Genomic DNA, 26,327 nt, shown 5'->3' on the forward strand with positions numbered 1-26,327 from the left:
AGACTTTTAAATTTTCATTTCAATACCGGACTCCCACTACAATTGAATAGTTTGCTCGTGTCCGTCGTAGTTTACTTCTATTCCCTTCGCATCGGGGTCAAAGGATTTTGGCGTGTATTTACCTACCGGAACAATGACAAATGTCCGCTCCTTCAGCATTCCCTTGAATTCACCTTTCCGTTCTCCAATGGTCAACGTTCCTTTGGCCTCGTTGTAGCTGAACGGAATGTTCGAATAAGCACCTTTTTCGTAATCGTAATTTACACCTTCGTCTTCGTAAAGCGTAAAATGGCCATCCTGTCCGCGATAAACATACAAGACAATTTTTTTGGGCAGCTTCTCATTGCTGTATTGAAGTGCTGGTCCTACCGGGATGATAGATCCTTCGTGCACAAACAATGGCATACGGTTGTACGGAGCATCCACGGTTAAAGACTGCCCGCCCTGAATCATTTTTCCCGTATAGAAATTGTACCAATTAGTGCCTTTCGGGAAATAAGCTTTGCGATTACGCGCCTGGTAAGTATAAACAGGACAAACCATAAAAGCCGGACCGAACATATACTGGTCACCAATGTTTTCTACGTTTTTGTCGCCGGGGAAATCCATCACCAAAGGTCGCATGATGGTGTAATCATCGAACCAGGTCATTCCGGCCAAGGTATAGATGTAAGGCATCAACCGATAGCGCAACTGGGTGTAATATAAAATGGAATTGTAGGTAAGACTACCTTTCGGAGCGATGTTCCAGGGTTCCCGATAAGGGTATTGCCCGTGAGCCCGGTATAAAGGAGCAAAGGCGCCGAACTGGTACCAACGGGTATTCAACTCCCGCCACTCTTTGTAATCAGCATCTACTTTGCCTGTTCGGTTATACACCATCTGCCCTTTGACGTACCGGTCTTCGACACAGAAACCACCAATGTCCATGGTCCAATAGGGAATACCACTGATGGAGAAATTCATTCCGGCTGCAATTTGTGCTTTCATATCCTCCCAGCGGGTAGCGATATCTCCACTCCAGGTAGCCGTGGAATAATGCTGCAATCCGGCAAAGCCAGAACGGGTTAACAGGAAAACCCGTTTATTGGGAGCCACACCGCGTTGCCCATTATAAATCGCTTCGGCGTTCATTAAAGCATATGCATTGAAATACTCAGTGGAAGGACCCAAAGCCGTCGGGCCGCACAATTCTTTCCGATACTTCATATCGGTACAATCGAGAATATTCGGCTCGCTGGCATCCATCCACCAGGCATCAATCCCCAGCGGGTATAAATTGTCGTACATCTGTTTCCAGAACAATTTCCGTGCTCCGGCCGAATAAGCATCATAAAATGACCCCACATAACCGGAGCCAACCCAGTCTCGAATACTATCTTTTACGGCCTGCATGTACATCCAACCATGCTTCTCGAATTCCTTGAAATGCTTGGTCGTCGCATAAAACTTGGGCCATACGGAAATCATTATATGGGCGTTCATGGCATGAATGGAGTCGACCATCGCCTTCGGATCCGGAAAACGGTTCTTGTCAAATTGGTGACTTCCCCATTTGGTTTCCGGCCAGTAAAACCAGTCGAGTACAATGTTGTCGATTGGAAATTTAAGCTTCCTGAATTCTTTCAGGGTACTGACTATTTGATTTTGGGTTTTATACCGTTCGCGACTTTGCCAAAATCCCATGGCCCACTTAGGCATGATCTGCGATTTTCCGGTGAGCGTGCGGTAGCCTTTGATGACTTCGTCCATGGATTTGCCATATACAAAATAGTAATCCATTTTCTTATTCATTTCGCTCCACCAAACCTGGCTATTTTGCTCATCTTTCGGCAGCGGAGTTTCCACCTGTAACCCAATATACGACTTACCACCATCCGGCTTCCATTCAACCCTGACAGGAACGCGTTTACCTTCTTCCAGTTTTACGGTGAATTTATAACTATTGGGGTTCCATGCGGTGCGCCAACGTTCCGGTACCACCAACTTATTATCCACGTACACTTTAACATACCCGGCATAATATAATTCGAGGCGATATGTCCCGCTATGTGGTGCTTCAATTTCCCCTGCGTAGGTTACATGGGCATTTTTTAAAGGGAAATTCTCCGGTAAATTCTTGACGGTTTTTATGTCCTCGAAGTAAAGTGAATCTTCGGTGCGCACTAGGTTGGGTCTGGCTTTAGTCATCGAAACATAGGTTCCGGTCAATCCTCCCGGCTTTCCATTTTCATCATATAACTTGAAAGCCCTGTTCAGTTGCTGGTAAGCGCGACTGTCACCAAACCGGCTCAGTGAATAGCTGTCCCACAACAATCCATAATTCTTGTTGGAAACGATAAAGGGCACCGATACCTTCGTATTGTACTGAAATAGTTGTTCGCTCTTCCCTTTGTAATTAAACTCATCGGACTGATGTTGTCCCAGGCCATAAAACGCTTCGTCAGCTGGCGAATCAAACAGTTGCCGGATGGTATAGCCTTTTGTTCCATCTACGTCAATCGGGGTAAAAGTTCTGCCTCCCCCCTTCTTTTCGGCCAAAATAAGCTTGCCATCTTTGTCTTTGAATTTGATTCCCCCATCTTTTTGGGAAACCACGACATTTAATTTCTTTGTGCTTAACCGGATGGAATCCCCTTCATCATCTACCGTAAAAGGAACAGTATGCAAGCCGGGAACAATAATCAGGCTTGAATCCTTTGGAAAGTTTTTATCCGGAGTAGCGGAAACGTGAATCAACTCATCTCCCAGAACCTGTAAACGAACCTTGTGGGTTGCTGTTTTTCCGTCCTGTTTTAGATTCACGACAATGCCATCGTTCAACTTTTGATACTGCGTAGAAGAACACGAAGCGAATAAAATTGCAAATAGCAGGCTTAGATATATGTTTTTCCCTTTCATCGTCAATTAGGTTTTTAAAAGAATATTCGGCCAGCTAAATTCTCAAGAAAAAGGCAGAAACAGGGAGTACAAATGTTTTCAATGGGTGGAGAAATTATTTAAACAGGAAATTTTTCGCCATTCGCGAAACATACGACCTACATCCTATTAATCTATCATCCAACACAATACCTCTTACACACTTAATATCTCATCAAAATACCAGCGATGTTTTTTTTAGACATTCGCTTTAAACCGGAGTACGCTACCCAGAAAAGAGTCGATAGCAACATTCACGTCTAAAAAAAGCGGCGACCTTCAAACGGCACCGCTTTTTCGTAAGGCTTTAATTCTGCTTACCCGACCAAGTGTGCGTCCAGTGTAATTTCAAAACTGAGCGCCTTACTCACCGGACAATTTTCCTCAGCACCTTTGACAATCTTTTGGAATTCGTCTTCACTAATGCCCGGCACTTTGGCCCGTAACACCAGCGCCGACAGAGTGATGACACCATCCTCGATCGTTACCGTCGATTCGGTATCCAACTGGTCCGGAGTATAGCCGGCTTCAGCTAAATCACCACTCAGCTTCATCGTGAAGCAACCAGCATGTGCAGCTGCCAACAGTTCTTCGGGATTCGTTCCCTTGCCGTCAGCAAAGCGGCTGTTAAATGAATAAGGGGTCTTTTCGAGTGTTGCGCTTTTGGTGGTCAGTGTTCCTTTTCCTTCTTTAATAGTACCGTTCCAAACGGCAGATGCTTTACGTTTCATAATGTGTATGTTTTTTGTTTTTAATTTTTTGATGGGACAAACCGGGATGTATCTCAGCACATAAAGTGCAAAAAGGTGATGATTGTGAGAGAAAGATAGCAAGCCAAAACAACTATCTTCTCAGTAAAATCTTAAACCGATTTCAACAAGTAATCATGTGCTAAGTCTAGCCGGACTCCACGCCGGCTTTGTTCGTCTGATTGGGACAGATGAGCATCCATCGTAATAAGTCCCGTCTTTTTTCATCGCTCAATGCAACGATGCTTAGTTCACAGTTTTAAATTTTGGCTTCTGTCCCTTTACTCTACTCAACAAAGAACCATAGCAAATGATGTGCAAAACGGTAATTTTCTTCCAGGAAAACAGAAAGTCGTTATTTTCGGGCTTTCATCTATTGTCTGTGAACGCCCACTAATTCCGACGCTGCTCAATCAATTGAACTGTATATTCCATCACCCGGTCAATACCTCTTCTGTCATCCTCAAACGAATTGCCGACGACATAGTCGGGGATGATTCCCCGCCCATTGTCAATCCCCCCGGCATTGAAGAATTTCTTATACGAAACACGCATATTGTATTTCGTATTAGGAAGTAAAAACGTATATACATCGCCATAGCAAACGGTTAAGCCTCCTGTCTCGGTTCCGATAATTTTACCGGCATGAAAACACTGAAAGGCAGAGGCGAAAAGGGTAGCACTGGAATAGGTTTTCCCGCCAACCAGCAAGTACGTGTTCCCGTTGAATCTAAGCGGGTTTCTGCGAAGTTTGATGTTACTGGTGTCGCGATAGTGGTAGACCATCCCCGGCCTATATTGGGCGGTGTCGATCCAGGCAAGTTGATTTCTTTTGATCAACTCGCTGCTGATTTTTATCTGAATAGAGTCAGTCATTCGAAAACTATTCGGGGAAATATACTGCATCAGTTCATTTCCCAGCATGGAATTTCCGCCTCCGTTTCTCCGGATATCTATGATTAAATCCGTTACATTTTTGTCCCTGATGGAGTGGAAAGTAGAATCCAAAAACACTTTGAATTTTTCCGGATGTCTAAAGTGGTTGAAATTAATAAGTCCAACATTACCTCGTAAGACACGAAAGGAATAATCGTTCCCTATATTTTTTCGTATTGCTATCAGATTCGATATTAGACCTCCTGAAGTCCGGATGGTTCGGGAGATATCTGAACCAACTGGCTTGTACGTGACTTCGAAATCGTGAAAATTATTCCAAAGGGCCCATAACCCGGGCGAACTAAGCAACTCATTGCGAAAAGGTGTGTTTTCGTAACTGACCAGTTTACTTACTTGCCTAATGCACTGAGCAGCAGGTTGGCCATTTATTTTAAGTATTTCGGAACCTATCGGAATGTTTTTTCGGTAGAAATTATTCTGAACCACAAACAGCCGGTTACCTTCTACAGCCAACCGATAAGGAAGTGTTTTCCGAAACAGGATTGAAATTGGATTGTAGGAAAAATTCCAGCCTGCCCCGGTATGTCCGTCCTTTATTTGTGCAAATACCTTCCGGAGGATTTTATAGGCCTCTACATGCGACACTTTCACTGGTAACGTCCGCTTTAGGGAATCAGTTGCTGCATCAAATTCTTTTTTGCTGATAGTCGCGTATAAATCCGGATGAACATCTTCCATTACCCGAACTGCATAATCAATGTCAGCCACCACTTTCTCCCGGGCAAAATAGCGGAGCGTTAGCGACCATGAGACAAGGCCGGCCATCAGCAACTGAAAGGCACATGCTACGATTAGGGACCTCCGGATTTGCCTTCCAAAACTAACCTGTTTGAATATCCGTTTGACCCCGTAAATAGTGGTTGAGACTCCCCCAAACAACACAACAGGAAACAGATACAAAGCGACAACATCATCGATAAGAAGATACCGGGGAAGCAGAAATAAGTAGAGAATTAGGGTAGCAATTAATGAAATAGATACAACTTTTTTCATCTTTTCTGGTTTGGATCGGCTAAGAAAATGTTTGAATTGATGCGGAAGTTACCAATTGTTATTTTAAACTAAAAGCAGATTTTTATCACTTTTAGCCTATTAATGCTCACTAGTGCTAAATCGAAGAGTTACGCGTTAGCCGGCGAGAATGGAATTGATATATCACAAAAACAACAAAAGCACCCAAACCCAGGGGTCTGAGTGCTTTTCTCTATCAGGTGTTGTGTGCCCAGAACAAGACTCGAACTTGCACGCCGAAAACCGGCACCAGCCCCTCAAGCTGGCGTGTCTACCAATTTCACCATCTGGGCAGAATGTACACTTTCGTTTTGTTGAAATATTCGAAAGTGATGAAGAACTTTTGCTTCAAAAAATGCGGTGTGCCCGGAACAAGACTCGAACTTGCACGCCGAAAACCGGCACCAGCCCCTCAAGCTGGCGTGTCTACCAATTTCACCATCCGGGCATTTTTCAATAGCGGTTGCAAATGTAAAAATTTTTGGAAAACATGAACATGTTTACCTCCCCTTTTTTGCAACTTTTTCGCCTGTTAGCGCTCGTAATCCCGTTCGAATTCGACCCGTTTTACGATCCCATCCTTTGAAACATAAAACCGGGTTGTCTCCGTTTTGGTTGCCGGCGGACTCGCAAACTCATCATACTGAAAACTTCCGGTGTTGATGCGGGCCTTCCCAAGGTTCTTTTCACGGACGTAGACCATTACTTTTTCGCCGTTGGCACGATTCTCTACGCGGGTAGGCCTTCCTTCAGACAACTGTACCTGTTCCCACTTCTTCCCTTCATAAGCCCTCGTTAGTTTTCCCTGCATGCTACAGCCTGTCAGCATGACCAAACTAAGTACAACCAGTATTAAAATATGCTTCATCAAGAATGTTTTTCTCACTATGCGTTGAACGGTAAATTTACGAAGTACTGCGGATTTCGCAAGAAAAGGCCGGAAACAAAAAAAGCCGGTAAAATTACCGGCTTTAAAGTGCCCAGGAAAGGACTCGAACCTTCACGGCCTTGCGGCCACTAGTCCCTGAAACTAGCGTGTCTACCAATTTCACCACCTGGGCATATCCCTAAATAGTTGAATTATTATGTGCCCAGGAAAGGACTCGAACCTTCACGACCTTGCGGTCACTAGTCCCTGAAACTAGCGTGTCTACCGATTTCACCACCTGGGCATTAATATTTTCAGAACGTGTCGCAATGCGTTAGCTGCAATTGCGGGTGCAAATATAAATGATTTTTTAGTTATTGCTAACCTTTCAACCAAAATTTTCGTGCTGCTTGCAGCCATTTTCCTATGCCTTCTGCCTTTCTTGCAGAAGGCCAAAAACTTACTTCTCCAACCAATTTTTCTCCATCTCCTCTGTTAAAAAAACGAACCGTTTATTTGGAAATATCGGAATCTTTTATGAACATTTGTTCACTTCGCTCTTTTCGATTGACAACTATGTTTCACAAGAAATTAAAATAACTGAATATTATGAAAATTGCAGTACCAACCATGGATGGCGCCACCATTTCGCGCCATTTTGGTAAAACCAGAAAATTTAAAATCGTCGAGATAGAAAACAACCAGGTTGTAAAAGAGGAAATCCGCGACAACGATTTCACCGGACATGCAAAAGAGCAGTTTAGTCTGGATACTTCGCAAATTCATCATGAACGTAACCACGGTGAAGAACATCATCATTCGCACGACCATGATCATCACCATGGCCATTCACACGAAGGTATTTTCAGAGCACTGGAAGGTGTTGAAGCTGTTCTTTCAGGAGGAATGGGCCAGCGTTTGTATAATGATTTTACGGCCCGGAACGTGGAGGTTGTCATCACTGATGAAAACAATATTGATGCGGCTGTGCAAAAATTCATTCAAAACGATTTGCCGCACATCGACCGCTTTTGCCAGCATTAAAAAAAGAACCCCGGAAGTTATCCGGGGTTTTTCATTTATTTCTTCAGGTTGTTATTCAGGAAATCAGTAAACATTGTGTAGAGATGCATTCGGGTGTTTCCACCGTAAATACTGTGATTTCGGTTATTGTAAATCATCATCTGGAACTGCACGCCGGCCTGAACCATTGCTTCGGCAAATTCCATCGAATTTTGCAAATGCACATTATCATCAGCTGAACCATGGACCAACAATAGTTTACCTTTGATTTCAGCTGCGTGGTTCAACGGTGAGTTGTCATCGTATCCACTCGGATTCTGCTTTGGTGTCCGCATGTAGCGTTCCGTATAAATCGAATCGTAATAGCGCCAATTGGTGACTGGTGCCACAGCAATAGCTGCTTTGAAAATGCCAGCTCCTTTTTCCAGCGAAAGCGCCGACATGAAACCACCGTAACTCCATCCCCAGATGGCAATATTGTTTTTATCGGTATAAGGTAACGAGCCCAAATATTTGGCCGCATCCACCTGGTCATCCGATTCCAGTTTACCTAATTCCATGTAGGTGCATTTCCGGAAATCTTCTCCCCTTGCACCGGTTCCGCGCGGATCGACACACGCCACGACATAACCGTCCTGTGCAAGGAATGAATACCAGTCGACACTGAATTTATCGAGGACCTCCTGCGAATTCGGGCCGCTGTATTGTGTCATCACTACCGGGTATTTCTTATTCGGGTCGAAGTTCAGCGGTTTAATCATCCAACCGTTCAGCTCCACTCCTTCCGAATTCTTAAAGGTAAAGAACTCCTTTCGCGGGATTTGATAGCTAGACAACTTCTGCTTCAATGCTGCATTGTCTTCCAATACCCTGATGAGTTTTCCACGATAATCGTGAAGCGTAACGTACATCGGAGTATTCACATTGGTGAAATAGTTGATGTAGTATTTGAAGCCGTTACTGAAAGCCGCGTCATTGGTCCCTTCCTTTTTCGAAAGTTTGTACTTTTTCTTCTTGTCGAGACTAACTGCATATACTTCGCGGCGAAGCGGAGACTCGGCTGCAGCCTGATAATAGAACAACTCCCGGTGTGGATCGTAACCGTAAAACTTCGTCACATCGTAATCACCGTCAGTCAGACGCTTTACTTTGATACCGCTAAAATCATACAGGTAAAGGTGGTTGTAACCATCCTGCTCGCTGGTTATCACAAAGTGTTTGTTGTCCGGAAGGAATTTCAGGTTGTCCAGAAAATCGGTTTCGATGTAGCGCTTATTTTCTTCGGTGTAAACCTTACGGGTATCGCCGGTAAACGGGTTGGCAAATAGAATATCCAGCTTGTTTTGCAGCCGGTTTTCCCGGAAGACGGCCAACTCATTGCCATTAGGTATCCAGCGGATGCGCGGAATGTATTGGTCGGTTTCTTCTCCCAAATCAACATCGAGCGTCGTACGCGATTTGATATCATACACGTGCACCGTAACCGTAGAATTCGGTTCTCCGGCCACCGGATATTTGTAGGTATAGTTCGACGGGTACAAACGGTTCTTCATTAATGTCGGATCTTCACCTTTGTACATCGGGAAACTGTAAGTTGGAACGGCTTCCTCGTTGAATTTCATAAACGCCAGCTTCTTGCTGTCAGGCGACCAGGCAAATGCCTTGTTAAACTCGAACTCCTCTTCGTACACCCAATCCGGTGCACCGTTGATAATATGATTTCGCTTTCCATCGAAAGTAATCTTCCGTTCAGTTCCAAAACGGAGACTTTTTACAAACAGGTTATTATCGCGCACAAAGGCAACCCGCTCGCCGTTGGGCGAAAAAGTGGCCAACTGTTGCCGCCCTTTTTTCGACAGCGGAGTCACTTCTTTGGTGGTAAAATTATATACGTAGTATTGGGCAGTGAATGAGCGCCGGTAAATTTTGTGCTTATCAGTCATCAGCAAAACGCGCGACTCGTCTGAACTGAACTCGTAATCGGTAATTTGTTTCAGGGAATCAATTTTCAGATCGGATACCGACAAAACCGTCGCGACTTTTTTGCCCGTCTTATAACTATACTTCACGATTTCGGTTCCACCTTTCTCAAGCGTTGTGTAATGAAGACCATCCTTCATTGAACGCAATCCTTCTACAGTTTTGGGACGGAAAGTTCCTTTTGCCACCACATCGGCCAGCGTAATCTTCTGCGCCTGAACATGCGGGACAAAGAAAACCATCAATAATACCAGAAAAAATAAACTCTTCCGCTTCTGCATAATGTTTTGGATTAATGAAATTATATCTGTTTACTTATTTCGACTTCCGAAATTTCCAGACTTAAAAATGCGCCTGAAATAAATTAACCACCAAAGATAAAAATTCAGCGCTCATTCGGGTATGTTGTAGGCAAGGGAATAAAATTTATGAAACCATAAAATTAAGCAGGAGTACAATTTTAGGAGTGTCGAGATTATGATTATCTTTGCAGGCTGAGAAGAAAACAGAGAAACAAATGATAAAAATTACACTTCCGGATAATTCTGTTAAGGAATTCGAACCTGGGGTAACCGGCTTCGATATTGCCCGCTCTATTAGTAACCGGCTGGCAAAGGATGTCCTGTCCATTTCGGTAAACGGGCAGGTTTGGGATTTGACGCGTCCGATTAACGAGGACGCCAGTATTAAGCTGCATACCTGGGACGACCGCGAAGGAAAAGAAACATTCTGGCACTCATCGGCTCACCTGATGGCTGAAGCAATTGAATTCTTCTATCCGGGAACCAAGTTCGGAATTGGTCCGACTGTCGACAACGGTTTCTATTACGATGTTGACCTCCCTGACGGGAAAGTTCTTTCAGATAAGGATCTGCCGCAGATTGAGAAGAAAATGATTGAATTGGCCCGCGAAAAGAATGACATTGTTCGTCAGGAAATTTCCAAGGCTGATGCACTGAAAACATATACCGAAAAAGGCGACCCGTACAAACAGGAGCTGATTTCGGAGCTGGAGGATGGAACCATCACTCTGTACAATCAGGGTAATTTTACCGACCTCTGTCGTGGTCCGCACTTGCCGAATACGAGCTACATCAAAGCGGTTAAACTGACCAGCATTGCCGGCGCTTACTGGCGTGGTGATGAGCACAACCAAATGCTGACCCGTATTTATGGTATCACTTTCCCGAAGCAAAAAATGCTGGAGGAATACCTGGTAATGCTGGAGGAAGCCAAGAAACGTGACCACCGTAAGATTGGTAAAGAGATGGAACTGTTTACCTTCTCGCAACGTGTCGGACTGGGGCTGCCGCTATGGTTGCCGAAAGGTGCCATGCTGCGCGACCAGCTGGAGCAGTTCCTTAAAAAGGTTCAGAAGAAATTCGGCTACGAGCAGGTAATCACTCCCCACATTGGTGATGTGAACCTGTATAAAACTTCCGGCCACTTCCAGAAGTATGGCGCCGATTCGTTCCAGCCCATCCACACTCCCGCTGATGGAGAAGAGTATTTGTTAAAGCCGATGAACTGTCCTCACCACTGTGAAATTTATAGCAGTAAACCGCATTCATACAAAGACCTTCCCGTTAGGATGGCTGAGTTTGGAACGGTTTACCGGTATGAGCAAAGTGGCGAACTGCATGGATTAACCCGTGTACGTGGCTTTACCCAGGATGATGCCCATATCTTCTGTCGTCCCGATCAGCTGAAGGAAGAATTCCTTAAGGTTATCGATATTATTTTTATTATATTTAAAGCTCTTGACTTTAAAGATTACACCGCTCAGATTTCACTCCGCGATCCGAAAAACAAAGAAAAGTACATCGGCTCGGATGAAAACTGGGAAAAAGCGGAAAGAGCAATCATCGAAGCTTGCGACGAGAAAGGTTTGAATACGGTAACCGAATTGGGAGAAGCCGCATTTTACGGTCCAAAGCTCGACTTTATGATCAAGGATGCGCTGGGACGGAGCTGGCAGTTGGGAACCATCCAGGTTGACTACAACCTGCCGGAACGCTTCGAACTGGAGTACATCGGTGCCGACGACAAACGTCACCGTCCGGTCATGATTCACCGGGCACCGTTCGGTTCGATGGAACGCTTTGTAGCTGTTCTTATCGAGCATACCGCAGGTAAATTCCCGTTGTGGCTAACACCTGAGCAAGTGGTGATTTTGCCCATCAGCGAAAAGTATAATGATTATGCGCAAAAAGTTTCAGAATCCTTAAATAATTCCGATATTCGCGCCATAATTGACGAACGTAACGAGAAGATTGGCAGGAAAATCCGTGACAACGAGTTGAAACGTATTCCCTATCTTCTTATCGTTGGTGAAAAAGAGATGGAAGAAAATACGGTTTCCGTTCGCCGACAAGGTGAAGGCGACAAGGGAACTATGCAACTTGACGAGTTCGCAGATTTTGTCAATAAAGAAGTTCGCGAACAATTGTCAGCCTTTTATAGTTAACCGTAATACTAATTAATCAAAGGAGGATTTAGCCATAGCAGTAAAAAGAGGCAGAGGCCCAAGGCCAAAAAGAGAAGACAAACTGAGTTTTCGGACGAATGAGCAAATTCGTGTTCCGGAAGTTCGCGTGGTAGGAGAAAATGTAGAAAATCCGGGAGTTTATCCCACCAGAGAGGCATTACGCATGGCTGATGCCATGGAACTTGACCTGGTGGAAATTTCCCCGAAAGCTGCACCGCCGGTTTGTCGAATCACCGATTATCAAAAGTTTCTTTATCAGCAGAAAAAGAAACAGAAGGAGTTGAAAGCCAAAGCAACGAAGATTGTTGTCAAAGAGATTCGTTTCGGTCCGAACACCGACGACCATGATTACAATTTCAAGCTGAAGCATGCAGAGAAATTCCTTCAGGATGGTGCAAAGGTCAAAGCATTTGTGTTTTTCAAAGGTCGCTCGATTCTTTTTAAAGAAAAGGGAGAAATCCTGTTATTGCGGTTTGCACAAGATCTGGAAGAGTTGGGCGCTGTAGAGCAGATGCCAAAACTCGAAGGAAAACGAATGACCATGTTTATTTCGCCTAAGAAGAAGAAGTAATTCGAATTTAAAGATTAGACTGTAATGCCTAAGATGAAAACAAATCCCGGTGCTAAGAAGCGTTTCAAACTCACCGGGAGTGGAAAAATCAAAAGGAAGCACGCGTACAAAAGTCACATTCTGACAAAGAAAACGACTAAGCAGAAGCGTAACCTCACTTACTGGGGTACTGTAGCCGACGTTGACAAGGCTGCCGTGAAGAAGCTTCTCGCAATGAAATAATGTATTTCATTCCTTTTGAACAGAGATTAGAAAATATTAGTTACTAACCGGATGATGAGCAACTAAGTGCTTTTGAAACAATAAACCCGCCATTATTCAAATTGTAGAAATTATGCCAAGATCAGTAAATCATGCGGCGTCGAGAGCACGTCGCAAGAAACTCCTGAGCGAAACCAGAGGTTACTTTGGTTCTAGGAAAAATGTCTGGACGGTTGCTAAAAACACATACGAGAAAGGTCTTCAGTATGCGTACCGTGACAGAAAGAAAAAGAAAAGCCACTTCCGCGCATTGTGGATTCAGCGTATCAACGCTGCTGCACGTGCCGAAGGACTATCCTACTCACAGTTTATGGGTAAACTGAAAGCAGCTAACGTTGAAATCAATCGTAAGGCTCTGGCCGATTTGGCTATGAACCACCCGGCTGCATTCACTGCCATTGTTGAGAAGGTAAAATAAATTTTTTCGGATTAGGTGAAATAAACATTCAGATATAAAGGAAGCTCATTCAGAGCTTCCTTTTTTTGTCATTCACCGAAAAAAGTCTTCGTCGTCTATCCCTCTTCTTTACGGTGCAAAACCATTCCTACCTTAACAATAATTCGCACCGGCTTTTCCTCAATAATCTTATATTTGTAATTCTTGAAAAGGAATATACACCAATTCGATAAAATTTCATATGAAGATTGCGCTAATTGGTTACGGCAAAATGGGAAGAACAATTGAGGAGATTGCCATTAGCCGCGGCCACGAGATTGTCCTGAAAATTGATGTCAGCAATGCCGCCGATTTAACTGAGGAGAACCTGAAGAAAGCGGATGTTGCCATCGAGTTTACCACCCCCGATTCAGCCGTCGATAACTACCAATTGTGCTTTGCTGCCGGAGTTCCGGTTGTAAGTGGTACCACGGGTTGGCTTTCCCGCAGGAATGAAGTAGAAAATGCTTGTCAGGAAAAAGAAGGCTGTTTCTTCTATGCATCTAATTTCAGCATAGGCGTCAATCTGTTTTTCGAATTGAATCGCAAACTGGCGCGAATGATGAATGCATTCGACCAGTACAATGTGAGCATGACCGAAGTTCATCATACGCACAAGCTCGATGCGCCGAGTGGTACAGCTATTTCGCTCGCGGAAGATCTCATCGGTGAAGTCAAACGGGTCGATTCCTGGACTATCGATAAGCCGAAATCAGCTACCCAATTACCCATCGAAGCCATTCGCGAAGGCGAAGTACCGGGCATTCATACGGTGAAGTACGATTCTGAAGTCGACTACATCGAAATTACTCACAGCGCCAAAAGTCGCAAGGGTTTTGCACTGGGGGCTGTGCTGGCTGCTGAGTTTTGCCAAGGGCGAAAAGGCATTTTGTCAATGAAAAACCTGCTCGACGAAATGGCTTAAAATGCTATTGAAACACATCATATTCTGTAAGATAAACACACTTTCGAATGAGAAGTATTCTGACAAACAAATGGTTTAAATTCGCCGTCGTAGCCGTATTGTACACCCTGTGGGTTATTTGGCTCGGTATTTACTGGTGGTTCTTCGGCCTCATCGTTATTTTCGATATCTACATCACCAAAAAAGTACACTGGGCTTTCTGGAAAAAGAAAGATCCACCTGGAGGAAAGCAGACCAAGACTGTTGAATGGATTGATGCCATTATCTTCGCAGTTATTGCAGCATCCTTTATCCGGATGTTTTTCATCGAGGCCTACACGATTCCCACCTCTTCCATGGAGAAAACCATGCTGGTAGGCGATTACCTCTTTGTTAGTAAGACCGCTTACGGACCGAAACTTCCCAATACCCCGATTTCGTTCCCGTTCGTGCATCACACCATGCCGCTGACGAAAACAGTGAAATCGTATTCTGATGCCATCCAATGGAAATATCACCGATTGAAGGGATTTGGCCATGTGAAACGCAACGACGTGGTGGTTTTCAACTTCCCGGAAGGTGATACGGTAGCCGTCAACATGCAGGCGCAAAGCTACTACCAGTTAGTCCGAATGTACGGTCGCGACCGGGTTTGGCACGACAAACGTACTTTCGGCGACATTATTTACCGCCCAATCGACAAACGTGAGAATTACATCAAGCGTTGTGTGGCCATTTCGGGCGATTCGCTGAAGATTGTCAATGGCCAGGTTTACGTTAACGGGAAACCGCAGATTGTCATTCCCGGCCTTCAGTACGATTACATTGTTACCACCGATGGAACTGCTATTAATCCGGAGGCACTCGATCGGTTGCACATTTCGAAGGCCGATAGGCATCGAAACGGCGCTCAGTATATGTTCCCGTTGACCAAAGAGAATGTAGCAAAGCTGAAGAAATTCAGCAATGTGATTTCTGTTGAACGGATGAATATGCCGGCCGGTCGTCCCGATCCGAATATTTTTCCGTTCGATCCGAAGGACTATCCCTGGAACGTCGATAATTTCGGCCCGATTTGGATTCCCAAGAAAGGAGCAACGGTTCATCTAACACTGAAAGATCTTCCGTTCTATCGCCGGATTATTCGTGTTTACGAGAAGAATAAACTGGCCGTGAAGGACAGCACGATTTACATCAACGATAAACCGGCTGATTCATACACATTCCATATGGACTACTACTGGATGATGGGTGATAATCGACACAATTCGGCAGATTCGCGTTACTGGGGATTTGTGCCGGAGGATCACGTTGTGGGTAAAGCGTCGTTCATCTGGCTGTCGCTTGATAAAGACAAGTCGTTCCCGGCCAACATCCGCTGGAACCGATTCTTCAAGAAAGTAAAATAATTGTTTATCAATATTCAGCACAAGCCGGTACCTCCAGTACCGGCTTTTTTTTGCCTAAACCTTTCGTATTTTTTCGTTAGAAATAACTGATAATCAAATCCCCCAACTAGGGAACTTACACTAAAAAACGCGCTCTTTTGTAATTCCGGAGGCTGAGTAAATACCAATTTGATAAAACAGTCATTTGTTATTCCACACGTAGATCGATTCCCTGGGATGAACAAATACACGAATAACATCAACCACTCTTGACTCAAGAGATAAACAGATTTTCGAATGAGAAATATTCTGACAAACAAATGGTTCAAATTTAGTTTTGTAGCTGCCGTTTATATTTTGTGGGTAATCTGGCTTGGCATATACTGGTGGTTCCTTGGCCTGATTGTCATTTTCGACATCTACGTCACGCAAAAAGTGCACTGGGCTTTTTGGAAAAAGAAAAATCCACCGGGAGGAAAACAGACCAAAGTAATCGAATGGGTAGATGCCATCATCTTCGCGGTTATTGCGGCCACTTTTATCCGTACATTTTTTATTCAGGCCTATACCATTCCTTCTTCTTCCATGGAAAAAAGTATGCTGGTTGGCGATTACCTTTTCGTCAGCAAAATGGCTTACGGCCCCAGAATGCCGATTACACCAATTTCCTTTCCCTTTGTGCAGCATACCCTACCACTGACCAAAACAGTCAAGTCATATTCCGATGCCATTCAGTTTAAATACCATCGCTTAAAGGGCTTTGGGCATGTGAAACGAAATGATGTCGTAGTCTTCAATTTCCCGGAAGGTGACACCGTTGCCGTAAAAATGCAACTGGAAACAAGTTATTACCAGTTGGTCAGAAGCTATGGGCGCGAACGGGTACGGAATGACAAACGCACTTTCGGCAACATTATTTATCGTCCGGTCGACAAGCGTGAGAATTACATCAAGCGCTGTGTCGCGATTCCGGGTGATTCGCTGAAGATTGTGAACGGTCAGGTTTTCGTTAATGGGAAACCGCAAAAAGCGATTTCCGGGCTACAATACAACTATGTTGTAACGACCAATGGAACGGCCATTAATCCGGAAGCACTCGACCGTTTGCACATTTCAAAAGCAGACCGACACCGGAATGGTGCTCAGTACATGTTTCCGTTAACCCGCGAAGACGTCAAGAAGCTAAAAAAATTCACTAACGTGATTTCCGTTAAACGGATGAATACACCTGCTGGGAATTCCGACCCAAATATTTTTCCCTTCGCCCCGAAAGACTATCCCTGGAACGTCGACAATTTCGGCCCGATATGGATTCCCCAAAAAGGAGCGACTGTTCATTTATCGCTGAAGAATCTGCCCATCTACCGCCGTATTATTCGTGTTTACGAGAAAAATAAACTGGCCGTAAAGGACAGCACCATTTACATCAACGAGCAACCAGCTGATTCTTACACGTTCAAAATGAACTACTACTGGATGATGGGCGATAACCGGGACGACTCAGCTGATTCGCGTTACTGGGGATTCGTGCCGGAGAATCATATTGTCGGAGAAGCTTCTTTTGTTTGGTTGTCTCTCGATAAAGACAAGCCGTTCCCTGCCAACATCCGCTGGAACCGATTCTTTAAAAAGGTGAGATAAAGTCTCTATTCATATTCGTTCTTTTAAAAGCCGGTATATTATTTGCTGGCTTTTTTATATCCTAATTTATCTGACAAATGAAAAGAGCACGACCAATACTAAGTTTCCTATGCAGCCTCCTGATATTGTACAGCTGCTCCACCGGGCAATACATTCACGATACCGGAAGTATTGAGCGACAAAAAGAAATGCACCGGAAAAGAACCGGCATCAACGTTGGGGACGTAGCCTTGCAGATGCTCAATATTGTTACACTGGCTTCGCTGAATTTGGATATGGAACCGGAGACCACTCCCCGCTCCTTCAAGCGAATCAAGCTCTATAATCACTCCAGCGATACCATGAAGGTGAACCTGGTAACCAACGTCTTCTGGTCGGACGATGAGTACAACGACATCCTCGATATCCGGATTCCCCCGAAACAACACACGCGGTTAATGGTACCTCTGGGAGCCGATTACAACGTCTATTTTCATGACTCGGATGAGGAAAAGGACGAAATGATAACCATCAATACTGCAGATTTTAAACGAGTAGGCCTGACACCGGGAATGACGCTCACCGGAGAAAAATAATTGACAGAGAACCATTCTTCTTTTATCAGCTAAGCGGAAAACTGTATCTTAGAGTAACGAAAAACTCTTGAATTATGCAGCGTGGTTTAGTCACCGGACTCATACTCGGAATTATACTGGTTGTTTTTGCCCTGCAAAATGCCATCAGCGTTTCCGTAAAATTTTTGATTTGGCAAATACCGGAAATTCCTCTGGTTTTGCTTCTTTTGTCTGCGATTTTAATTGGCGTGGTGTTAAGTGCCTTGTCCAGTTATCCGGCCAAACAACGTTTGAGAAAGGATAACCGCCAACTAAAAGAACGCATTGACGAACTGGAAGAACAGTTGCTGGAGTACCGCCAGGATTTGGAAGACCTGGAACAGGAAGAACAGAAAAAGAGAGATGAGGGCGACCTGATTCGCGGCGATTCCAACAGTACATTCTTCGACGATTAACGAATATTTTCCAATGACCGAAACACATACTGCTTTACTTTCCACAGCTTACCTGGGACCTGTACAGTATTATTCAAAACTGCTTCGTTACCCCCAAATAATCATTGAACAACACGAGAACTACCCGAAACAAACGTACCGCAATCGCTGCAGAATTCTGGGTGGAAACGGACCTCTGACATTAAGTATTCCGGTTGATAAAGGCCCGGAGTTAAAAGTAAAAACCAAAGATGTCCGCATTGCTACCGCAGAAGATTGGCAACGGCTTCACTGGCGAACCATCGTTTCTGCTTATAACAACTCTCCCTTTTTTCCATATTACCAGGATGAACTGGCCCCGTTTTTTCAAGAAAAGAAATGGAAATACCTGTTAGATTTCAATTTGGAGATACAGGAAAAGGTGATGGAATTGCTGGAAATCGATGTTCAGATTAAACTGTCGACAGAATTTATCAAAGAGGAAACGGAAGATATGCTCGATTTACGCGAAGTAATTCATCCTAAAAAGCAAAGAAGCAAACCGGATCCACACTTTTCTCCTGAGCCTTACACGCAGGTTTTCGAAGAAAAATTCGACTTTCAGCCCAACCTGTCCGTTATCGATTTGCTATTCAACGAGGGCCCCGAATCAATGAATATTCTGGAAGAATGTTTTAAGGAATAAATGTGAGGGAAGGCCTAGATTACCTCCATCACAAATTTCTGGATAATTTCGCGGTGATCGAAGGCCATTTCCGGTAACGAAATAATGGGAAACCATTCAGCTTCCAACGCATCGTCGCCACCTTTCACTGGAACAGGTTCAGGAATCTGCCCTGTAAATACCACGGAAATAGTGCGGGCCCGCGGATCCCGGTCGACAGCATCGAATGTATAAAACTGCTTTAGCTCCACACCGGTTAAAGCGGTTTCCTCTTCAAGCTCCCTTTGACATGATTCAGCCAGCGTTTCGTCCATATTCACAAATCCTCCGGGCAACGCCCATTTTCCCTCAAAAGGATATGCTTTTCGGCGAATAAGCAGCACCCACTGCTCGCCGTTACGTTCTGCTGTTACTATGGCATCAACTGTTATTGCCGGCCGGGGATATTGATAAGTGTAGGACATATAATTACAAAACATTACTTTGAGAGCAATTCACCGTATTTACTTATGCGAACTACTCTCTGCTACAAATAATCCAAACGCAACAAAGATTCAAAAAAATTCCGCCATCTCATCATTGCTCACTCCTCTTTTTTCTTTTGGGAATAAAGCCAGATTAAATAAGCCACAATAACTATGGCTAAGATGTATCCGATGAAATGCAAATGGCTCATAAAATTTGAATTTAATTAACCATCAATGATTCTCTTCATTAGGCGCATCTTGTGCGTATATTTTCGGGTCTCTGCATTGTAAATTCCAAACTGGTCAACATTGTCGATTCTCACTTTTCCGGAAGAGTGAATAATCTTGTTCCGCTCCCAGATGATGCCTACATGCGTAATTAATCCTTCGTCGTTATCGAAAAACGCCAAATCGCCCGGTTGTGCTTCGTCAACAAAACTGAGATGCTGACCAATCTGAACCTGCTGCGATGCATCGCGCGGAATAGGTATTCCCACCATTTTATACAAAACCTGTGTCAATCCCGAACAATCAACTCCCAAAGGAGAACGACCACCCCATAAATACGGCGCATTGAAATATTTCAGTGCGTTTTCGATGATGGTGGCTCTTACATCGGGCGGCGATTCAATCGTCACGTTTCCCTTTATTGTATATAACGAATCGTCGATCCGAAAGGTTTTATCCGACTGATTATAAAAAGGTAAGGAACTGCCCGCAACAATCAAAAAATTATTGTAGCTATCCGAGCTTTGAACAATATTGAATACATCTGTTGTTACTACTGCAGGAAGTTGCTGCAGTTGTGTTATGAGTGCATTATCCACTTCGTTGACCATTTTCCGGTCAATCCATCCCTCGTATCCATCAAGCTCAATCCGGATGCGGGTCCACTTCTCAGTTTCTTCCAAAATGGCGTAATGTTCACCAAACAGAACTTGTGTGCACATTTCACTCTTCTCGGTCGGCTCCGTCCGAACCGGTATTATACTGAGATTGGAGATTCCGTATCTCATCAAAATAATTATTATTTTTGGTATTAAACCCAAAGATAGAAATTTTATCGAATCGTGATTTTGAGGAACGGAAAAGAGGCTTGTAAGCATGAATATAGAAAATAAACTAAAGTCCAGAGAATCATTCTGGCACACAACTTTCGTGGTAGCGCTATTTGTCATCACCACGATTCTGATCTATCTGGCACTTCCGGGCGAAGCTCGCTTTAAATATGAATTTCAGAAGGGACGCCCCTGGATGCACGAAACGCTTATCGCCCCTTTCGATTTTGCGGTTCTCAAAAGTGATGACGAACTCAAAGCAGAACGCGACTCCGTTCTGAGTGCCCAGCTTCCATATTTTACTTACCAGGATTCAATTGGTAAAGAGCAAATAGCAAAACTGAAAAGCCGGATTGACAACCTGGAGCAATCCAGCGATTCGAAAACAACCGCGAATACAGAAGTAAAAGATCAACTGGTTAACCTTTACCAGGAAGTTTTCAAACGGGGTATTCTCGAGCAAAGCATTTCCGACTATGCTGCATTAAAAGGGAAAGATGATTTGATGCTTGTGGAAGATCATGTCGGACGCAAAGTGCCGCTGGGATCCGTTTTTTCCCTGAAAACAGCATATAACTACCTCTCATCGGGACAGCAGCAGTTGGCTGATAAATATCCCTCGTGGCAACCGCTACTGGTCAAGTTGCATCCGGAGGTTTACTTACACGCCAACCTGATATTCGACGAAAAAACGACCGATTTCGAGCGACAAAAACTACTTGACAATATTTCTACTTCGCGGGGAATGGTTCAGGAAGGCGAACGCATCGTTTCGCAAGGTGATTTAGTGACTCCCGATGTCTACCGGATTTTGGAATCGTTGCAAAAAGCTTACGAAAACCGTCTTGGTAGTAACTCGACAGAATATTATGGCGTACTGGCCGGAAAAGCCATGTTTATCCTTCTCCTGGTGCTGGTGCTTTTCCTGTTTGTTTTCAACATACGTCGCGAATTATTGAATTCAAAACGGGATATCGCTTTTACCCTTTTGATGACCGTCGTGATGATCTACTTCTGTCGACTGGTCGTTTCCACTAATCCGCAGCTCGTTTACCTGGTTCCGTTCACGGTTCTGGCTCTCACAATCCGAACATTCCTGGATGCCCGGTTGGCTATTTTTGTGAATACCATCGCCGCACTGATTGTGGGATTTATGGTACCCAACGGATACGAATTTGTCCTGTTGCAAATTCTGGCCGGTACAGTTGCCGTGATTAGTCAGGATAAATTGTTAAGAAGAGGCCAGTTGGTAATCACTTCTGTGTTTATTCTTCTAACGTACGTTTTTGCATTCATTGGCATCTCCCTCATTCAGGAAGGAAACTGGGATGCCATTAACTGGATGCAAATGCGATGGTTTGTTGGTAACGCCGTCTTAACGCTGATTACCTACCTGCTGGTTTATATATTCGAGAAATCGTTTGGCTTTGTATCAGATGTAACACTGATTGAGCTTTCCTACTCGAACCAAAACCTGTTGCGTAAACTGGCTGAAGAAGCGCCTGGAACGTTCCAACACTCATTGCAGGTTGCCAACCTCGCTGAAGATGCCATCACCAAACTGGGTGGCAATCCGTTGCTTGTCAGGACAGGTGCGATGTATCACGATATTGGAAAAACCAAAGCGCCGCATTTCTTTGCCGAAAACCAGGCCAAGGGGATTAATCCCCACGAAGAAATGTCGCTCGAAGAGAGCGCTCAGGTCATCATGAACCATGTAACCGACGGTGTAGCATTGGCTAAGAAATACAAGATTCCGGAAATGATCATCGATTTTATCCGGACCCATCATGGAACAACCAAGACAGGCTACTTTTACCTGATGTCGAAGAATGAAAACCCGGAACAGCAGATTGATGCTTCCAAATTTACCTATCCCGGCCCGGTTCCTTCGACAAGAGAAACGGCTGTGGTTATGCTCGCTGACAGTATTGAAGCTGCATCCAGAAGCCTGAAGGACATCAATGGAGAGTCGCTTTCCGATTTGATTGATAAAATATTCAATTCAAAAATTAAAGACGGACAGCTCGATTACGCTCCCCTTACCTTCCAGGATATCACACTTCTCAAGCAAATATTCCTGGAAAAGCTTTTAACCATCTACCATGTTCGAATGGAGTACCCGGACGAGAAAAAGGTAAAAAAAGTTAAACGCAAAACAATTCGTTTAGAACGACGTAAGAAAGATTAAGATTTTCAAATCCACCCCATAAATGAAAAAGATACAATTTCTTTTGCCAATCGTCCTGTTGGCGATTTGGGTTTTGTCGGGATGCCAAAAGAATGACACACCGACGCCGACACCTTCCGGTTCCAGTGATTCCACCGGAACGGTCGTTTCCGGAGTAAAAAATACTGCCGAGCTTTTTAATAGTTGGTACCTCTGGTATAAAGATATGCCGGACGTGGATCTTTCGTCATATACCGATCCTTCGAAATATGTTGATGCCATACGATATACCAAAGACCATTGGAGTTTTGTGGCGCCTCTCCAGGAAATTCTCGACTTAATTCAGAGCGGTCAGTCAGGTGGCTGGGGTGCCGGCTTTAAGTTCGACCTGTCCGATAGCCTGCGTATTGCCGATGTTTACACTGACAGTCCGATGGGACGGGACAGTGTGGCCCGTGGCTGGATGATTCGCTCACTCGACGGGCAACTCGTTAAAAATATGAGTGTCGATGCCATCAACCAGGAACTCGCCAAAAACCAGGTCACTTTTGGGTTTGTTCTTCCCGATAGCACCTACAAAGAACTAAGCATTGTAAAGGGCAATGTAGTGATGAATACAGTCCAATACAGCCACGTTTATGACACAGACGGTGAGAAAACCGGCTACCTCGTTTTCTCCGATTTTCTGGAGCCCTCCGTTGCTGATCTCGATACAACTTTCGCGACCTTTAAAGCTGATGGCGTTTCGAATCTCATTCTCGATTTGCGCTACAATACAGGAGGATTGCTCTCAACGGCCGATTCGTTAATGAGTTTAATTGCCGGAAATAAATACAATAATCAAACGTACAATGTGCAAAAGTTCAATGACAAGCACACTGATGCAAACGAGAACAACGTGGTCCACCAGGCAGCCAATAGTCTGAATTTAAATAAGATTGTTGTCATAACATCCTCTTCAACTGCTTCGGCCAGTGAGCTGACCATTTCGGGTCTGATGCCTTTGTATCCGGTTACCCTTATCGGGACACAAACCCTCGGAAAACCGGTTGGCATGAGCATCTTCTCTGACACACAGGACAGCCTTGCTATTGCTCCCATCAGCTTCCGCAATGTCAACAGTGCCGGCTACAGCGATTATTTCGATGGTATTCCTGTCGATTACACCGTCTACGAAGACGTCAAGTATCCGTTCGGTGATCCCAACGAGTTGTGCCTGAAAGCAGCACTTAATTACCTGTCAACCGGAAGCCCCGGAACCGCTGCCGCTATGCTAAAATCGGGTACGATGCCATCAAAGCTGCTTAGCAAGGGTACCGATGTAACGGTGACGAATTTGTATGATTGGAAGAGATGAATTACGAGAAGACATGACTAATCCAGTGAATTGTAGTATTCGGTAATCTTGATCAGATCTTCGTCTTTTTTGGCAGAGAGGTGATTGGTCTTCATGTATTTTTCAATCTGTTTGACATGATCGCCAAATGCTTCCGGAAGTTTCCTCTTTCTTGTTGGCAATTTCTCTGCTTTGCCTGATTGATCAAGCAACCAGTAGCTATCTGCTCCCTTTTGGAAACGTGCTGGCTGAGCTCCCTTATAAGCCTCCTCAGCTTTGGGCCTGATTAGTTGGATTTTATCTTTTAAAAGCAAACTTTTTTTGCCGGGAGATATTAATTGGAAGTAGCCCTTCATCCAACCTCCACCGCGGTTATAGGAGGTCAATATAAAGTGCTTTCCTTCCTGAATAACTTCCTTCAGGTCTACGGTGTTTGGGTCAATAATAATCGTCTTATCTCCTTTCAGCATTTCAAAATTATCCTCATAAATATTGTATCGAAGTTCTGCGTCAATCCATTGGTCTCCCACGTTCGCTTTTGAAGCAACAAAACCATCAGTCAAAAATGGTGACCCATTGACATTAACGTATCTTTCTCCTCTAATATTAGATTGATTACTTTCTACGTAATTTATGAGTTCATCTGTATTTGTAATCACTGGTTGCTGACCAAACATGTAATTACTACAAACTAAAAAAATGAATAATATCGAAAACTTTCTCATGGTATTTTGATTTTTACATTATTACTTCACTACTAATTTAGTGTTTTTAAAAACGGGAATTTGAGGAGTAAGCAGATACACCCCCTTGGGAAGCATCGAAACATCCAATTGATTTATACCTTCATGCAACGGGTAAGTTCTAATTTTTTGACCAGATATATTGAAGATAAACAACGTATTTCTCCTTGCATTATTCCTGACATTTATAATCTTGTTGGCAGGATTTGGGTAAACCACACTATTCTCATCATTGTAAAAATCTGTAAATCCAGTCTTTACATCCACCATTATAGTGAAATTTTTCATATATGTATTATTACCATTATCTGTCACCCTTATCGTCAATGAGTATTCCTTTTTATCATCATAATTAAAGACCATCGCAGATCTTAGTGTATCATTTTCAATGTAAAACTCTGAAGTTTTATATCCTCCTGCAACTAAAGGTTGACCATAACATTCATATTTGAAAGTATCCTCCGGTGTCTCATCTACTACCTTTACAAGCGAAACAAAACTTCCTTGCGCAATGCCCTCTTCAATATGAGTATTTGATAATGTTATGTCAGTTGGAGGATACATGGAGTCATCAAAGAAATCAGCCGGAACAATTCCTATGACAGCTGCACCATTCAATGAAAAGTTATTACCGTTCACCGTCAAACCATCTAAATCATAATAGCCGTTCATTGAACCACTATATCCCCAGTTTACATGAAACAGATTTCCTTTAATTCCATCCAAATTAAAAGCATGCCCGGCTTCATCATTATCTCCATCCCCCGAATATATAACCGGGCGAAAATTCTTTATTTCATTAGTGAGTAATTCTCTCCATTCAGAGTCGGTTTTTGAACTTCGCTTCACATATTTTACGGAAGAGCCGTATGAAAAATAAGTTATTAATGCATCCGGGACGTTAAAAGTATAAGCTCCAGAACCGTCCGGAGCGAAGTCCATATCAACCGAAACTGCACAGTCATATAACAGCAGTGCATTGTATTCGTCTGACCCGGTCATTGACATAGAAGGCCAATGATACAAAGAGGAACTAAAATCCTGTTCCAATTTACCATAAGTTCCATGAAAATAATCGTGATACCCAACACCGGACACCGGATATTGATAATAGCTCATTGCCTGAGCCATGGCAACAGCTACACATCCAACATATGTGTGACCTCCGGGTCCAGCTTCATCAAGTGGACAAAATTGATTCCAACCTTTTCCCTGATTAAAATTTGCTCGGATAAAAGGTTCAACATCACTAACAGTTGCAGATTTTAGCGTTTCTCCGGTATAAAGCACATTCCACTGCGGATCAACCACTCCATTACCGTTATGAATTGCCTTTCCGATTCGGGCCCGAATTTCTTCAAAAAAATCACTGAACGGATATTGAGTTGTCTCCTGTAATTCAAAGTTATTCCCTTTTCCAAATCCCAGAATGGCTTCAACCTGATCATCTCCGGCCAGCCAAACCCAACCTTTATCATCTACTGTTACCAGATAATCAGTTATGACGTTGTCTCCAAATGCCTGGACAATAACATTGTCAGGTGTTCCCTCAATCACAGAGACTTGCTTTAAAAAGTTTAAAGCTACTATCTTCGCTTTTTCTTTTGAAATCGGGTTTCCCTGAGTCACAAACTGCATCAGTAACAGGACGGGAAACAAAATGGACTTTAGGACTTTCATAATTACAGCTCAAATATTACCAAAA

General features: G+C 43.8%; 22 protein-coding genes and 4 tRNA genes. 13 read left to right on the top strand and 13 right to left on the bottom strand.

Going from position 1 to position 26,327, the window contains the following annotated elements; translation table 11 throughout:
- Positions 1-36: 36 nt before the first annotated feature.
- The 8 genes from AC060N_RS11585 to AC060N_RS11620 form a co-directional block, all read right to left on the bottom strand.
- Positions 37-2,901 carry a TIM-barrel domain-containing protein gene (locus AC060N_RS11585; RefSeq protein WP_479523943.1) on the bottom strand — a complete coding sequence of 955 codons (2,865 nt, stop codon included), beginning with the start codon at positions 2,899-2,901 and terminating at the stop codon, positions 37-39.
- A 335-nt stretch (positions 2,902-3,236) separates the two neighbouring features.
- The gene (locus AC060N_RS11590; protein WP_479523944.1) at positions 3,237-3,650 is read right to left on the bottom strand and encodes an OsmC family protein; all 414 of its coding nucleotides are present in this window, start codon (positions 3,648-3,650) and stop codon (positions 3,237-3,239) included.
- Positions 3,651-4,061: 411 nt separating this feature from the next.
- Positions 4,062-5,618 (bottom strand): S41 family peptidase, encoded by a 1,557-nt coding sequence (locus tag AC060N_RS11595; RefSeq protein ID WP_479523945.1) that lies wholly within the window; start codon positions 5,616-5,618, stop codon positions 4,062-4,064.
- Between the two features lie 226 nt (positions 5,619-5,844).
- Positions 5,845-5,929: transfer RNA gene (locus tag AC060N_RS11600), tRNA-Leu, on the bottom strand.
- Positions 5,930-5,999: 70 nt separating this feature from the next.
- A tRNA-Leu gene (locus AC060N_RS11605) sits at positions 6,000-6,084 on the bottom strand.
- Between the two features lie 84 nt (positions 6,085-6,168).
- Positions 6,169-6,504, bottom strand: a complete 336-nt coding sequence (locus tag AC060N_RS11610; RefSeq protein ID WP_106542618.1) for a hypothetical protein — start codon at positions 6,502-6,504, stop codon at positions 6,169-6,171.
- Between the two features lie 109 nt (positions 6,505-6,613).
- Positions 6,614-6,697: transfer RNA gene (locus tag AC060N_RS11615), tRNA-Leu, on the bottom strand.
- A gap of 27 nt (positions 6,698-6,724) precedes the next feature.
- A tRNA-Leu gene (locus AC060N_RS11620) sits at positions 6,725-6,808 on the bottom strand.
- 305 nt (positions 6,809-7,113) lie between these two features.
- Here AC060N_RS11620 and AC060N_RS11625 point away from each other — a divergent pair.
- Positions 7,114-7,548, top strand: coding sequence for a NifB/NifX family molybdenum-iron cluster-binding protein (locus AC060N_RS11625; protein ID WP_479523946.1), 435 nt, complete (start codon positions 7,114-7,116; stop codon positions 7,546-7,548).
- A 35-nt stretch (positions 7,549-7,583) separates the two neighbouring features.
- On the opposite strand, the gene AC060N_RS11630 is transcribed toward AC060N_RS11625, so the two are convergent.
- Complete coding sequence (locus AC060N_RS11630) at positions 7,584-9,788, bottom strand: S9 family peptidase (RefSeq protein WP_479523947.1); 2,205 nt, start codon at positions 9,786-9,788, stop codon at positions 7,584-7,586.
- A gap of 236 nt (positions 9,789-10,024) precedes the next feature.
- On the opposite strand from AC060N_RS11630, the gene thrS reads away from it, so the two are divergent.
- The 10 genes from thrS to AC060N_RS11680 all read left to right on the top strand — a co-directional run bounded on the left by thrS (position 10,025) and on the right by AC060N_RS11680 (position 18,869).
- On the top strand, positions 10,025-11,974 hold the full coding sequence (gene thrS, locus AC060N_RS11635; protein WP_479523948.1) for a threonine--tRNA ligase: 1,950 nt from the start codon (positions 10,025-10,027) through the stop codon (positions 11,972-11,974).
- An 82-nt stretch (positions 11,975-12,056) separates the two neighbouring features.
- On the top strand, positions 12,057-12,566 hold the full coding sequence (gene infC, locus AC060N_RS11640) for a translation initiation factor IF-3 (RefSeq protein WP_106542614.1): 510 nt from the start codon (positions 12,057-12,059) through the stop codon (positions 12,564-12,566).
- 24 nt (positions 12,567-12,590) lie between these two features.
- Positions 12,591-12,788, top strand: a complete 198-nt coding sequence (gene rpmI / locus AC060N_RS11645; protein ID WP_106542613.1) for a 50S ribosomal protein L35 — start codon at positions 12,591-12,593, stop codon at positions 12,786-12,788.
- A 112-nt stretch (positions 12,789-12,900) separates the two neighbouring features.
- Entirely contained in the window at positions 12,901-13,245 is a 345-nt protein-coding gene (gene rplT / locus AC060N_RS11650) for a 50S ribosomal protein L20 (RefSeq protein ID WP_106542612.1), read from the top strand.
- A 220-nt stretch (positions 13,246-13,465) separates the two neighbouring features.
- On the top strand, positions 13,466-14,188 hold the full coding sequence (dapB, locus tag AC060N_RS11655) for a 4-hydroxy-tetrahydrodipicolinate reductase (protein WP_479523949.1): 723 nt from the start codon (positions 13,466-13,468) through the stop codon (positions 14,186-14,188).
- Positions 14,189-14,235: 47 nt separating this feature from the next.
- Positions 14,236-15,576, top strand: coding sequence for a signal peptidase I (lepB, locus tag AC060N_RS11660; protein ID WP_463237835.1), 1,341 nt, complete (start codon positions 14,236-14,238; stop codon positions 15,574-15,576).
- Positions 15,577-15,852: 276 nt separating this feature from the next.
- Positions 15,853-17,196, top strand: a complete 1,344-nt coding sequence (gene lepB / locus AC060N_RS11665; RefSeq protein ID WP_479523950.1) for a signal peptidase I — start codon at positions 15,853-15,855, stop codon at positions 17,194-17,196.
- 77 nt (positions 17,197-17,273) lie between these two features.
- Positions 17,274-17,771 (top strand): hypothetical protein, encoded by a 498-nt coding sequence (locus AC060N_RS11670; protein WP_479523951.1) that lies wholly within the window; start codon positions 17,274-17,276, stop codon positions 17,769-17,771.
- A gap of 74 nt (positions 17,772-17,845) precedes the next feature.
- Positions 17,846-18,205 (top strand): LapA family protein, encoded by a 360-nt coding sequence (locus AC060N_RS11675; RefSeq protein ID WP_153639456.1) that lies wholly within the window; start codon positions 17,846-17,848, stop codon positions 18,203-18,205.
- Between the two features lie 13 nt (positions 18,206-18,218).
- Positions 18,219-18,869 (top strand): WbqC family protein, encoded by a 651-nt coding sequence (locus tag AC060N_RS11680; protein WP_479523952.1) that lies wholly within the window; start codon positions 18,219-18,221, stop codon positions 18,867-18,869.
- Positions 18,870-18,883: 14 nt separating this feature from the next.
- Here AC060N_RS11680 and AC060N_RS11685 read toward each other — a convergent pair whose 3' ends face one another.
- Entirely contained in the window at positions 18,884-19,312 is a 429-nt protein-coding gene (locus AC060N_RS11685; RefSeq protein ID WP_106542703.1) for an NUDIX domain-containing protein, read from the bottom strand.
- Positions 19,313-19,539: 227 nt separating this feature from the next.
- The gene (locus AC060N_RS11690) at positions 19,540-20,331 is read right to left on the bottom strand and encodes a C40 family peptidase (RefSeq protein WP_479523953.1); all 792 of its coding nucleotides are present in this window, start codon (positions 20,329-20,331) and stop codon (positions 19,540-19,542) included.
- Between the two features lie 88 nt (positions 20,332-20,419).
- On the opposite strand from AC060N_RS11690, the gene AC060N_RS11695 reads away from it, so the two are divergent.
- Together AC060N_RS11695 and AC060N_RS11700 are read left to right on the top strand one after the other, a co-directional pair.
- Positions 20,420-22,564: an HD family phosphohydrolase gene (locus tag AC060N_RS11695; protein WP_479523954.1), complete on the top strand. Its 2,145-nt coding sequence runs from the start codon at positions 20,420-20,422 to the stop codon at positions 22,562-22,564.
- 22 nt (positions 22,565-22,586) lie between these two features.
- Positions 22,587-23,900: a S41 family peptidase gene (locus AC060N_RS11700; RefSeq protein ID WP_479523955.1), complete on the top strand. Its 1,314-nt coding sequence runs from the start codon at positions 22,587-22,589 to the stop codon at positions 23,898-23,900.
- A gap of 17 nt (positions 23,901-23,917) precedes the next feature.
- On the opposite strand, the gene AC060N_RS11705 is transcribed toward AC060N_RS11700, so the two are convergent.
- Positions 23,918-24,604, bottom strand: coding sequence for a hypothetical protein (locus tag AC060N_RS11705; RefSeq protein WP_463237841.1), 687 nt, complete (start codon positions 24,602-24,604; stop codon positions 23,918-23,920).
- Between the two features lie 21 nt (positions 24,605-24,625).
- Positions 24,626-26,302, bottom strand: a complete 1,677-nt coding sequence (locus AC060N_RS11710) for a C10 family peptidase (RefSeq protein ID WP_479523956.1) — start codon at positions 26,300-26,302, stop codon at positions 24,626-24,628.
- Positions 26,303-26,327 lie beyond the last annotated feature (25 nt).

This window comes from Prolixibacter sp. DSM 2831 (genome assembly GCF_056493735.1).

Bases quoted from the DNA above. Each gene is read 5' to 3' on its own strand.
- AC060N_RS11585 (WP_479523943.1), bottom strand. From the start codon at position 2,901: ATGAAAGGGAAAAACATATATCTAAGCCTGCTATTTGCAATTTTATTC.
- AC060N_RS11590 (WP_479523944.1), bottom strand. From the start codon at position 3,650: ATGAAACGTAAAGCATCTGCCGTTTGGAACGGTACTATTAAAGAAGGA.
- AC060N_RS11595 (WP_479523945.1), bottom strand. From the start codon at position 5,618: ATGAAAAAAGTTGTATCTATTTCATTAATTGCTACCCTAATTCTCTAC.
- AC060N_RS11610 (WP_106542618.1), bottom strand. From the start codon at position 6,504: ATGAAGCATATTTTAATACTGGTTGTACTTAGTTTGGTCATGCTGACA.
- AC060N_RS11625 (WP_479523946.1), top strand. From the start codon at position 7,114: ATGAAAATTGCAGTACCAACCATGGATGGCGCCACCATTTCGCGCCAT.
- AC060N_RS11630 (WP_479523947.1), bottom strand. From the start codon at position 9,788: ATGCAGAAGCGGAAGAGTTTATTTTTTCTGGTATTATTGATGGTTTTC.
- thrS (WP_479523948.1), top strand. From the start codon at position 10,025: ATGATAAAAATTACACTTCCGGATAATTCTGTTAAGGAATTCGAACCT.
- rpmI (WP_106542613.1), top strand. From the start codon at position 12,591: ATGCCTAAGATGAAAACAAATCCCGGTGCTAAGAAGCGTTTCAAACTC.
- rplT (WP_106542612.1), top strand. From the start codon at position 12,901: ATGCCAAGATCAGTAAATCATGCGGCGTCGAGAGCACGTCGCAAGAAA.
- dapB (WP_479523949.1), top strand. From the start codon at position 13,466: ATGAAGATTGCGCTAATTGGTTACGGCAAAATGGGAAGAACAATTGAG.
- lepB (WP_463237835.1), top strand. From the start codon at position 14,236: ATGAGAAGTATTCTGACAAACAAATGGTTTAAATTCGCCGTCGTAGCC.
- lepB (WP_479523950.1), top strand. From the start codon at position 15,853: ATGAGAAATATTCTGACAAACAAATGGTTCAAATTTAGTTTTGTAGCT.
- AC060N_RS11670 (WP_479523951.1), top strand. From the start codon at position 17,274: ATGAAAAGAGCACGACCAATACTAAGTTTCCTATGCAGCCTCCTGATA.
- AC060N_RS11675 (WP_153639456.1), top strand. From the start codon at position 17,846: ATGCAGCGTGGTTTAGTCACCGGACTCATACTCGGAATTATACTGGTT.
- AC060N_RS11680 (WP_479523952.1), top strand. From the start codon at position 18,219: ATGACCGAAACACATACTGCTTTACTTTCCACAGCTTACCTGGGACCT.
- AC060N_RS11685 (WP_106542703.1), bottom strand. From the start codon at position 19,312: ATGTCCTACACTTATCAATATCCCCGGCCGGCAATAACAGTTGATGCC.
- AC060N_RS11690 (WP_479523953.1), bottom strand. From the start codon at position 20,331: ATGAGATACGGAATCTCCAATCTCAGTATAATACCGGTTCGGACGGAG.
- AC060N_RS11695 (WP_479523954.1), top strand. From the start codon at position 20,420: ATGAATATAGAAAATAAACTAAAGTCCAGAGAATCATTCTGGCACACA.
- AC060N_RS11700 (WP_479523955.1), top strand. From the start codon at position 22,587: ATGAAAAAGATACAATTTCTTTTGCCAATCGTCCTGTTGGCGATTTGG.
- AC060N_RS11705 (WP_463237841.1), bottom strand. From the start codon at position 24,604: ATGAGAAAGTTTTCGATATTATTCATTTTTTTAGTTTGTAGTAATTAC.
- AC060N_RS11710 (WP_479523956.1), bottom strand. From the start codon at position 26,302: ATGAAAGTCCTAAAGTCCATTTTGTTTCCCGTCCTGTTACTGATGCAG.